This is a genomic window from Actinomadura sp. 21ATH (genome assembly GCF_041951345.1).
GTDB lineage: Bacteria > Actinomycetota > Actinomycetes > Streptosporangiales > Streptosporangiaceae > Spirillospora.
Map to the genome: position 1 here is coordinate 169074 of NZ_JBGNUR010000013.1, position 10229 is coordinate 179302.

Sequence of the window (10229 nt, forward strand, 5' to 3'; positions counted from 1 at the left end):
CGGTCCGTTCCCGGGCCCGGTGCGGGGAACGGCGGAGCGCCGCACCCGGAAGGCGGGTACGGCGCTCCGGGAAGAAGGATCAGTCGCGCTTGAGCTTGCGGTGCGTGACCCGGTGCGGGCGCGCCGCGTCCGCGCCCAGCCGCTCGATCTTGTTCTTCTCGTAGTCGGCGAAGTTGCCCTCGAACCAGAACCAGTTCGAGCCCTCCTCCCACGCCAGGATGTGCGTGGCGATCCGGTCCAGGAACCACCGGTCGTGCGAGGTGATGACCGCGCAGCCGGGGAACTCCAGCAGCGCGTTCTCCAGCGAGCTCAGCGTCTCGGTGTCGAGGTCGTTCGTCGGCTCGTCCAGCAGCAGCACGTTGCCGCCCTGCTTCAGGGTCAGCGCCAGGTTCAGCCGGTTGCGCTCGCCGCCCGACAGCACCCCGGCCGCCTTCTGCTGGTCCGGGCCCTTGAACCCGAACGCCGCGACGTACGCCCGGGACGGCATCTCGACCTGGCCGACCCTGATGTGGTCGAGCCCGTCCGACACGACCTGCCACACCGACTTGTCCGGGGCGATGCCGCCGCGGCCCTGGTCGACGTACGAGATCTGCACCGTGTCGCCGATCTTGAGCGCGCCCTCGTCCGGCTGCTCCTCACCGACGATCATGCGGAACAGCGTGGTCTTGCCGACGCCGTTCGGGCCGATGACGCCGACGATGCCGTTCGGCGGCAGGTTGAACGACAGCTTCTCCATCAGGAGCCGGTCGTTGAACCCCTTGGTGAGGTCCTCGGCCTGGATCACCAGGTTGCCCAGGCGCGGGCCCGGCGGGATCTGGATCTCCTCGAAGTCCAGCTTGCGGGTCTTGGCCGCCTCGGAGGCCATCTCCTCGTACCGCGCCAGCCGGGCCTTGCTCTTGGTCTGCCGGGCCTTCGGGTTGGACCGCACCCACTCCAGCTCGTCCTGGAGGCGCTTCTTGCGCTTGGCGTCCTTGTTGCCCTCGACCTTGAGCCGCTCGGCCTTCTTCTCCAGGTACACCGAGTAGTTGCCCTCGTACCCGATCAGCCGCCCGCGGTCGACCTCGCAGATCCAGCCGGCCACGTTGTCGAGGAAGTACCGGTCGTGGGTGACGGCCAGGACGGTGCCCTCGTACTTCTCCAGGTACTGCTCCAGCCACTGGACGCTCTCCGCGTCCAGGTGGTTGGTGGGCTCGTCCAGCAGCAGCAGGTCGGGGTGCTCCAGCAGCAGCTTGCACAGCGCCACCCGGCGCCGCTCGCCACCCGACAGCTGCGTCACCGGAAGATCGCCGGCCGGGCAGCGCAGCGCGTCCATCGCCTGCTCCAGCTGGCTGTCGAGGTCCCAGGCGTTGCGATGGTCGAGCTGCTCCTGCAGCTTGCCCATCTCCTCCATCAGCTCGTCGGAGTAGTCGGTCGCCATCTTCTCGGCGATCTCGTTGAACCGGTCGAGCATGCCCTTGGTCTCGGCCACTCCCTCCTCGACGTTGCCGAGGACCGTCTTCTCCTCGTTGAGCGGCGGCTCCTGCGCCAGCAGGCCCACCGTGTAGCCGGGCATGAGCCGGGCCTCACCGTTGGAGGGCTGCTCCAGGCCGGCCATCATCCGCAGCAGCGTCGACTTGCCCATCCCGTTGGGACCCAGGACACCGATCTTGGCCCCGGGCAGGAAGCTCTGGGTGACGTCGTCGAGGATGACCTTGTCACCGTGCGCCTTGCGCGCGCGCTGGAACGTGAAGATGTACTCCGCCATGTTGTCAAGCCTAGGGCCTCGCGGGCACCGGTCGTTCCAGCCCTGACCGGCACCGAGATCGTTTCAGCCGCCGGACGCCCTGGGGCCGTCCACCGCGGGCAGGCAGACCCGGTCCCGGCCCGACTGCTTCGCCCGGTAGAGGGCGAGATCGGCCGCCGCGAGCAGCTCGATCAGGTCCTCCCCGTGCATCCGGAAAAGGGCCACCCCGACCGAGATGGTCACCGCCACCGTGCCGTCCTCCGCCGGCACGGCCAGCCGCCGGATCCGGCCCCGCAGCCGCTCCGCCACCCGGCACGCCTCCACCGTGTCCGCCCCCGGCAGCAGGACGACGAACTCCTCGCCCCCGAACCGTCCCACCACGTCGTAGTCGCGCAGCTGCCCGCAGAGCGTCCCGGCCACCCCGACCAGCACCTGGTCGCCCACCAGGTGGCCGTGGGTGTCGTTCACCCGCTTGAAGTGGTCGATGTCGATCAGCAGCAGGGCCAGCGGGTCATGCGTCCGCTGCGCCCGCGACAGCTCCGTGTCGGCCTCCCGCTGCCAGGCCGCCGCGTTCAGCAGCCCCGTCTTGGCGTCGGTACGGGCCGCCGCCTGCAACTGCTGGTGCATCAGGCTCCGCTGGAGCAGCACCACGGGCGGCAGCGCGAGCAGCAGCAGCCCCAGCGACAGCGCGCACGCGATCGCGACGAGCATGCCCACGCACAGCTCGACGACATCGAGCAGCAGGCTCTCGCGGTTCCACAGGACGTCCCGCCAGCGGCTCCCGGGGTTGGCCGCGTGCGCCGCCACCGCCACGAGCAGCGCGTTCAGGATCGTGAAGAGGGCGGCGCAGCCCACCGCCACGACCACGTCCGGGAACCCGTCCAGCACCCACAGCGGCCGCTCCAGCGGCTCGGGCACCACCAGGTGGAACACCACCGACGCGGCCGCGCCCGCGACGCCGAGCGCCGACATGACCAGCATCCGCCGGTAGAGCAGCGTCCGCCGCACCCGGAACTGCAGCAGGATCTGCAACGGCACCGGCGTCAGCAGCGCGTACAGGGGTGGGAGCAGCAGCACCACCGGCAGCCACCACGCCGACAGCATGTCCCGCGCGACCCCCGCCGGCACCCCCAGCCGCCGGGTCGCCTCGATGCAGGCGGCCCCGCACGCCACGAGCGCGGCAAAAGTCAGTAGATCATCGGCGCGCGGAACGGTGTTCAGCAGCCCGGCGACGATCAGCGCCAGGTGCAGCGCGACGACCATCGGCACATAGACGGCCAGCAGGGACGGACGCGCCAGAAGCGCCCGCCGCCGGGGCCTCGGGGCCAACTCCCCACCGCGATCCTCGGCGGACGACTGCACGGCCGTCATCCTTCCCCCTTATGCCTCACGTTGCGTAACACGATAATTGCAACGTGTGCGGAGCGGGCCGGAAACCGGTACCTTCGATAACGCACATGTGGGTCTCCCAGCGGAGGACTCACCGCATGACCAGCGAAATCGCTGACCGCAGCACATCCAGAGGGGGAGTACGCCATGCGCGGCGTTTCCTGGATCTAACCCGTCCGCGACCCTGCCCCACCCGGCGAACCCGAACCCCGCCCCGGGTCCCCCCTTGCCCGCCCCCTGCCCACCCCGGCCCGAACACGCACCACGCTCACACCCCACCGCACCCACATGCCCTCACCCCGCCCTACCGCCGCCCCTCCGACCAAACGCCTCCGAAGTCAGGCGTCCCCACAGAGCAGGCGTCCCCTGGTCAGGCAACAGGATGGGAGCCCCGGCCGGGCAAGGGGATCGGTGGCCGGCCGGGGCCGGTTCGGGGGTCAGGCGGCCTCCTCGGTGGCGCTCCCGGCGGCGGTCTCGGGAGCGCCCAGGGCCCACTGGTCGGCCACCGCCTGGGCTTCGCGGCGGTCCTCGTCGGTGGGTGTGCCGCCGCGCTGGACGGGGCGGAAGGCGGCGGTGCCGCGGGTGAGGTCGTGGCCGAGGGTGGCGGCCTCGACCTCGGCGGCGAAGCGCCACTGGCCGTCCTTCTCGTACTGGCGGATGCGCAGCCGGCCGGTGGCGACGACGGGCTGGCCCCGCTTGAGCTCGGAGGCGTTGACGTTGTCGGCCAGGGCGCGCCAGCAGTTGACGGTCAGGAACATCGTCTCGGTGTCGTGCCACTGGCCCGTCCGGCGGTCGTAGCGGCGCGGGGTGAAGCCGACCCGCAACGACAGGAACGGGGTGCCGTTGCCGGTGACGGTGTAGTAGGGCTCGGCGGCGACCCAGCCGGTCACCGTGAGGTGCGCTTCGTTCATGGCTCAACGGTGGCGCCGGCCGGACCGCGCCGGGAAGGGGGTCGCCCGTATGTGGATAACCGAGCGTGGACAACCCAGCGCGGACGACTCAGCGGGTCAGGAGGGCTCGTACTTCCTCACGGAACGCGGCGTAGCGGGAGAGTTCCTCGGCGACGGGGGCCAGGACCTTCTCGTCGGCGACGGTCTCGATGCGCTCGCGCATGTGGGACTCCATGCGCTCGCCGTGCTTGGCGGAGGAGAGGGCGACCAGGTTGCGGCAGGCGGAGGCCGTGAGGGCGCCCATGCCCAGCGTGCAGACGACCAGGATGGCGACGTACGGGATCAGGCCCGCCTCGCTCAGGAGCACGTTCCCGCCGTCGGCGCCGACGGCGGCGGACGCGCTGAGCACGGTGATCCACAGGATGCCGAGGCCGCTGACCAGGACGAGGAAGTACTGCCAGGTCTTGACCAGCCACCACCAGCCCGGGACCTGGTTGAACGCGGGCAGGGCCTCCATCAGGGAGACGCCGAGGGCCTCGGGGATCTCGGCGGCGTGGGTACGGGCGGCGGCGCGGACGGAGCGCGCCCACGGGGCGGGCAGGTCGGCGGCGACGCCGTCGGTGACGCCCTGGAGGGCGTTGTCGACGTCGCCCTGCTGGGCGCCGACGGGGCCGGTGAACGCGTTGCGGAGTTCCTCGCGGAGTTCGGTGAGGCGCATCCGGCGGAGGGGGTCGCTGCGCAGGCGGGTGACCATGGCGGTGACCGGCCAGCCGACGAAGTCGGCGGCGCGCAGTTCGTAGGCGCTCTCCATGGCCTCGGCGACGGCGGGGGCGCCGGCGGCGTCGGTGAGGGCCTGGACGAGTTCGGTCCGGCGCTCGGCCCCGATCCCGGCGGGCGGGTCCGCCTCGCCGCGGAAGTCGGCGAACCGTTCGGCGATCTTGTCGATGTCGGTGTCGAGGCGGGAGTCGCGGGCGCGGCGGGCGGCGACGGTGTCGACCAGGACCTCGCGGAGCCCCTCGACGCCCTCGTCGCTGACGGCGGAGGTGGTGACGATGCGGGGGTCGGCCAGGCCCTCGGCCTCCAGGAGGCGGCGCAGGTCGGTGACGCAGTCGTCGATCTCGGCGGGCTGGAGCCGGTCGACCTGGTTGAGGACGATCAGCGTGACGTTCGCGTGCCGGGCGAACGGGACGATGTAGTTGCGGTGCAGGGCCGCGTCGGCGTACTTCTGCGGGTCGACGACCCAGACGAGCAGGTCGGCGATGCCGACGAAGCGGTCGACCTCGGCGCGGTGCACGGCCTGGATGGAGTCGTGGTCGGGCAGGTCGATCAGGACGAGGCCGTGCAGGGACGCGTCGGCGCGTTCCAGGTCGAGGGCGCTGGCGCGGGCGTACCGGTGCCGCTTGTCGACCTCCAGCCAGTCCAGCAGCGGGCCGGCGCCGTCGAGGCCCCAGACGCAGGCGTGCGCCTTGGACGTCATGGGGCGGCGCATGCCGGTGGGCGAGAGTTCGAGCCCGCAGACGGCGTTGAACAGGGACGACTTGCCGCTGCCGGTGCCGCCGGCGAGGGTGACGACGGTGTGGTCGCCGGACAGGCGGAGCCGCTGGCCGGCGCGGTCGAGGAGGGTCCCGGCCTCGTCGAGGAGGCCGGGGTCGAGCCGGCCGGTGCCCGACCGGACGACGCGTTCGAGGCCGTCGAGGCGGCCGGCCACACCGGGGCCCTCGACGCTTCTGGGGATGGCCGACGTGGTCATCGGGCGACCTCGAGGTTGTAGGTGGCCTGGTAGAGCTGGACGGGTACGGTCTCGTCGGGGATCCCGGCGGCGTCGATGGCCTGCCCGTACCGGATCGACTCCTCGTCGAACAGCATCCCGATGCGGGAGCGGAGGTCGGCGCGGGCCTTGGCGCCCATGCCGCGCAGCGACTCGGCGCCGAACAGCGCCTTGAGGAGGCGCTGCGGCACGGCGCTGGTACCGCCCTCGACGTTGACGTCGGACGTGCCGTACCCGAGCAGCCCGACCATGAGGACCAGGGAGACGGCCTCGGAGTCGAACGACACGAGCTTGGCGACCGAGCGCTTGGTGACGCCCTCGGTGCGGATCAGCTCCTGCACGTGGTCCTGCCAGGAGCTGACGGCGCGGGTGACGCGGCGGGACAGCTCCGGGGAGGCGTGGCCGAGGCCGGCGCCGGGCCCGGCGAGGACCTGCCGGCCGGCCGGGTGCTCGCGCCAGCGGGCGACGGCCTGCTCGGCGCCGTGCTCGGCGGACGAGACGATCAGCGATTCGAGGCCGGCGCGCAGGGCGGCCTTCAGCGCGAGGACGCGGGCCGGGCTGCGGTGCCGGCGGTTGGAGCGGCGCCCGGGCCGGCCGCGCTGGACGCGTAGAGAGCGCAGCAGGTCGCCGGTGCCGGCGAAGTCCTGCCAGCGGGCGAGGACCTCGCCGCGCAGGAGGGAGCCGTTGCGGGTGGCCTCGTCGAGTTCGGCGAGGGCGGTGCCGTACGCCGACTCGACCTCCTGGGCCAGCTCGGCGCGCTTCTCGACCTGGAGCTCGACCTGCTTGGCCAGCTCCGGTACGCGGGTGCGGAAGCTGTCGAGCACGCCGGCGAGGGTGTCGCCGATGACGATGGTGCGGTCGTCGGCGTTCTCGGCCAGGCCGACCAGCCAGTCGCGGACCTCCTCGACGGCGTCCTCGGGCAGCCGGCTGTCCTCGACCTTGGTCTCGGGGACGGTGAAGCGGCGGGCGTCGCCGACGCCGTGCTCGCCGAGCATCTCGGCGAAGTGCTCGACGACCTCGGCCGGCCCGTCGCGGCCGGCGACCTGCGGTACGCGCGACAGGACGACGCCGATGGTGGCGCCGTTCTCGCGGGCGCGGCGGAGCATGTCCCAGACCTGGGCGTCGGCGTAGCGGGCGGCGGTGGTGACGCACAGCCAGAGGTCGGCGGCGGCCATCAGCTTGGTCGCGAACTCGTAGTGGTCCTCGAAGACCGAGTCGAAGTCGGGGCTGTCGAGGAGGGCGAGGCCGGGCGGCAGCGCGTCGCTGCCGATGATGACCAGCTGGTCACCGGCGATGGCGTCGGGGGCGGGCCCGCGGACGCGGCCCATGCCGGGCAGCATCGGCCCGTTCAGGAACCAGTCGGTGTGGTCGGGGTGGCACACCAGGATGGGGCTGCTGGTGGTGGGCCGGAGCACGCCGGTGGCGCTCACGCGGGCGCCGACCAGGGTGTTGACCAGGGTGGACTTGCCCGCGCCGGTGGAGCCGCCGAGCACCACCAGCATCGGGGTGCCGGCCGCCTGGATGCGCGGCAGCACGTAGTCGTCCAGCTGGTTCCTGATCTCCAGCCGGGCCTCGCGGGCCTCCTCGACGCCGGGCACGTCCAGCAGGAACTCGAACGCGTCGAGCTGCTCGCGCAGGGCGTGCAGGGCACGGATCAGCTCGCCCTGGCGCACCTGGATCCCGCCGCCGTCATCGGAGGACGAGCCGGCCGACGACGAAGAAGACGGCGACGAAGAGGCGGCCGGGCCGCGGCCCCTGCGCCGGCCCGGAGCGTCGCCGCCCCGCGCCTCCGTGTCCTGGGCGGCCTGGTTCTGGGCGGCCTTGTCGGCGCGACCCGCCGCCTCCTGGTCGTCCACCGCGCTCTGCTCTGCCGGGGGTGTCACGGATCCCGTCCCATGTCCGCTCGAATCGTGTCGATCTCTCGTGCCACGTTCACCACGTCGCCCACGACGACGATCGCCGGCGGCCGGACCCCGGCGGCGTCCATCTCCGCGGCCACCGTCCCCAGGGTGGCCGACAGCGTCCGCTGGCCCGGGAGGGTGCCGTCCTGGACCACGGCGACCGGCGTGTCCGGGGACCGACCATAGCGCATGAGGGCATCGGCGATGAGGGTGATCCGCTCCACCGCCATCAGCAGCACGAGGGTGCCCTGGGCGCGGCCCAGCGCGGGCCAGTCGACGGTGGAGGCCGGGTCGCCGGGGGCGACGTGGGCCGAGACCACGTGGAACTCCTGCGTGACGCCGCGGTGGGTGACCGGGATCCCGGCGGCGGACGGCGCCGCGACCGCGCTGGTGATCCCCGGCACGACCGTGACCGGGATGCCATGCTTCGCGCAGTGCAGGACCTCTTCGGCGCCGCGCCCGAACACGAACGGGTCGCCGCCCTTGAGCCGGACCACGAACCTCCCCTGCCGCACGTGCTCGACCAGGTAGTCGTTGATGCGGTCCTGCGTGACCGTGCGCCCGTACGGGATCTTGGCGGCGTCGACGACCTCGACGTCCGCGGGCAGCTCGTCGAGCAGCTCGCGCGGCGCGAGCCGGTCGGTGACGACCACGTCGGCCTGGGCGAGCAGCTGCCGGCCGCGCACGGTGATCAGCCCGGGGTCGCCGGGGCCGCCGCCGACCAGCGCGACCCCGACGGGCTTGTGCCGCGAGTGCCGCGCTTCGAGGGTGGCGTCGCGCAGGCCGTCCACGACGGCGTCGCGGATCCCGGCGGCACGGCGCGGGTCGCCGCCCGCGAGCACGCCGACGGTGGTCTCCCCCACGGTCCCGGCGGCGGGCGTCCAGGCGGCGGACGCGTCGGCGTCGTCGGCGCGCACGCACCAGACGCGGGCGGCCTCGGCCTCGGCGGCGACGGCCGCGTTGACCTTGGCGTCGTCGGTGACGGCCTGCACCAGCCAGGCGCCGCGGCAGTCGCCCTTCTCGTACGCGCGGCGCAGCCAGGTCAGCCGGCCGCCGGCGCCCCGGTCGCGGGCCGGCCGGGGGCCCGCCTCGGCCGCGGCGATCTCCCCGCCGGCGGCGGCCCCGGCGGTGCCGGCGTCCGTGCTGACCAGGTCCTCCAGGGACGGTGTGATCTCGGGCGCGACCAGCACGACGTCGGCCCCGGCCGCGAGCAGCGCCGGAACCCGGCGCTGGGCGACCCGGCCGCCGCCGACGACCAGCACGCGTCGTCCGCCGAGTCGCAGACCTAGGAGGTACGGGGGCACGTCGGTGTTCTCTCGTTCGGGGCTGTGCGGTCGTCCGCCGGGGCCGTATTCGGACACGTCTGTGGGGACCAAAGGTACTCGGGTTGGCGGGTGCATGGAGAGGGCTCCCGCGCAGTCGATAGCCGAGCGTGACTCATACCGTGATCATGTCGTGACTCCGTCGGCGCCCTTCTCGCTCACCCCGGCCGAGTCGAAGGTGGCGACCTCGTGCAGGACCCGTACCGCGCCCTGGACCAGCGGCAACGCCAGCAGGGCGCCGGTGCCCTCGCCGAGCCGCAGCTCCAGGTCGACCAGCGGGCGCAGGCCCAGGTACTCCACGGTAGCGGAGTGTCCGGGCTCGGCCGAACGGTGCCCCGCCACGCAGGCGCCGAGGGCGTCGGGGGCGATCGCGGCGGCCGCCAGCGCGGCCGCCCCGGCGATCACGCCGTCCAGGACGACGGGCACCCGCAGCGCCGCCGCCGCGAGGACGAATCCGGCGAGCGCGGCATGCTCCAGTCCCCCGACGGCGGCGAGGACATCGAACGGATCGAGCCCGCCGCCGGCCCGGCCGGCGGGCGGGAGGCCGTGGCGGGTGAGGGCGGTGCGGACGACCTCGACCTTGCGGGCGTGGGTGGCGTCGTCGATGCCGGTGCCGCGGCCGGTGACGCGCTCGGGCGGCAGTCCGGTGAACGCGGCGATCAGGGCGGCGGAGGCGGTGGTGTTGGCGATGCCCATGTCGCCGGTGAGCAGGCAGCGGGCGCCGCCGCCGACCAGGTCGCGGGCCGTCTCGATGCCGGCGGCCATGGCGTCCCTGACCTGCTCCCCCGTCATCGCGGGGCCCTGGGTGAGGTCGGCCGTACCGTACGCGATCTTGCGGCGGCGCAGGCCTGGGGCCTCGTCCAGGTCGGCGGCCACGCCCACGTCCACGACGGTGACGGTGGCGCCGACCTGGCCGGCGAACGCGTTGACGACCGCGCCGCCGGCGAGGAAGTTGGCCACCATCTGGGCGGTGACCTCCTGCGGCCACGGGGAGACGCCCTGGGCGTGCACGCCGTGGTCGGCGGCGAAGACCGCGACGGCGGCAGGCTCGGGCAGCGGCGGCGGGCACTGGCCGGTGAGCCCGGCGAGCCGCACCGGCACGTCCTCCAGGACGCCGAGGGAGCCCGGCGGCTTGGTGAGGCGGGCCTGGTGGGCGCGGGCGTCGCGCATGGCGGCCTCGTCCGGGGGCCGGACGGCGGCGACGGTCTCGTCGATCAGGTTCACGGGTGCTCCTCA

7 protein-coding genes are annotated in these 10229 nt (G+C 73.4%); all 7 read right to left on the bottom strand.

Annotated elements, in window-relative coordinates; all coding sequences use genetic code 11:
• Positions 1–79: 79 nt before the first annotated feature.
• A complete protein-coding gene (ettA, locus tag ACA361_RS30745) occupies positions 80–1744 on the bottom strand; it encodes an energy-dependent translational throttle protein EttA (RefSeq protein WP_375017752.1) in 1665 nt (554 codons plus the stop codon).
• A gap of 63 nt (positions 1745–1807) precedes the next feature.
• On the bottom strand, positions 1808–3094 hold the full coding sequence (locus ACA361_RS30750) for a GGDEF domain-containing protein (protein WP_375017754.1): 1287 nt from the start codon (positions 3092–3094) through the stop codon (positions 1808–1810).
• A 455-nt stretch (positions 3095–3549) separates the two neighbouring features.
• Complete coding sequence (locus ACA361_RS30755; RefSeq protein WP_375017756.1) at positions 3550–4023, bottom strand: single-stranded DNA-binding protein; 474 nt, start codon at positions 4021–4023, stop codon at positions 3550–3552.
• Between the two features lie 88 nt (positions 4024–4111).
• Positions 4112–5752 carry a GTP-binding protein gene (locus tag ACA361_RS30760; RefSeq protein ID WP_375017757.1) on the bottom strand — a complete coding sequence of 547 codons (1641 nt, stop codon included), beginning with the start codon at positions 5750–5752 and terminating at the stop codon, positions 4112–4114.
• Positions 5749–7653 carry an AAA family ATPase gene (locus ACA361_RS30765; RefSeq protein ID WP_375017759.1) on the bottom strand — a complete coding sequence of 635 codons (1905 nt, stop codon included), beginning with the start codon at positions 7651–7653 and terminating at the stop codon, positions 5749–5751. The genes ACA361_RS30760 and ACA361_RS30765 overlap by 4 nt, the downstream gene beginning before the upstream one ends.
• A complete protein-coding gene (gene cobA, locus ACA361_RS30770) occupies positions 7650–8975 on the bottom strand; it encodes a uroporphyrinogen-III C-methyltransferase (RefSeq protein WP_375017761.1) in 1326 nt (441 codons plus the stop codon). The genes ACA361_RS30765 and cobA overlap by 4 nt, the downstream gene beginning before the upstream one ends.
• A 144-nt stretch (positions 8976–9119) precedes the next feature.
• On the bottom strand, positions 9120–10217 hold the full coding sequence (gene cobT / locus ACA361_RS30775; protein WP_375017763.1) for a nicotinate-nucleotide--dimethylbenzimidazole phosphoribosyltransferase: 1098 nt from the start codon (positions 10215–10217) through the stop codon (positions 9120–9122).
• Positions 10218–10229 lie beyond the last annotated feature (12 nt).

What these genes read in the sequence shown, in the direction of transcription:
- ACA361_RS30760 (WP_375017757.1), bottom strand. Translation starts at nt 5,752, where the DNA reads ATGACCACGTCGGCCATCCCCAGAAGCGTCGAGGGCCCCGGTGTGGCC.
- ACA361_RS30755 (WP_375017756.1), bottom strand. Translation starts at nt 4,023, where the DNA reads ATGAACGAAGCGCACCTCACGGTGACCGGCTGGGTCGCCGCCGAGCCC.
- ettA (WP_375017752.1), bottom strand. Translation starts at nt 1,744, where the DNA reads ATGGCGGAGTACATCTTCACGTTCCAGCGCGCGCGCAAGGCGCACGGT.
- ACA361_RS30750 (WP_375017754.1), bottom strand. Translation starts at nt 3,094, where the DNA reads ATGACGGCCGTGCAGTCGTCCGCCGAGGATCGCGGTGGGGAGTTGGCC.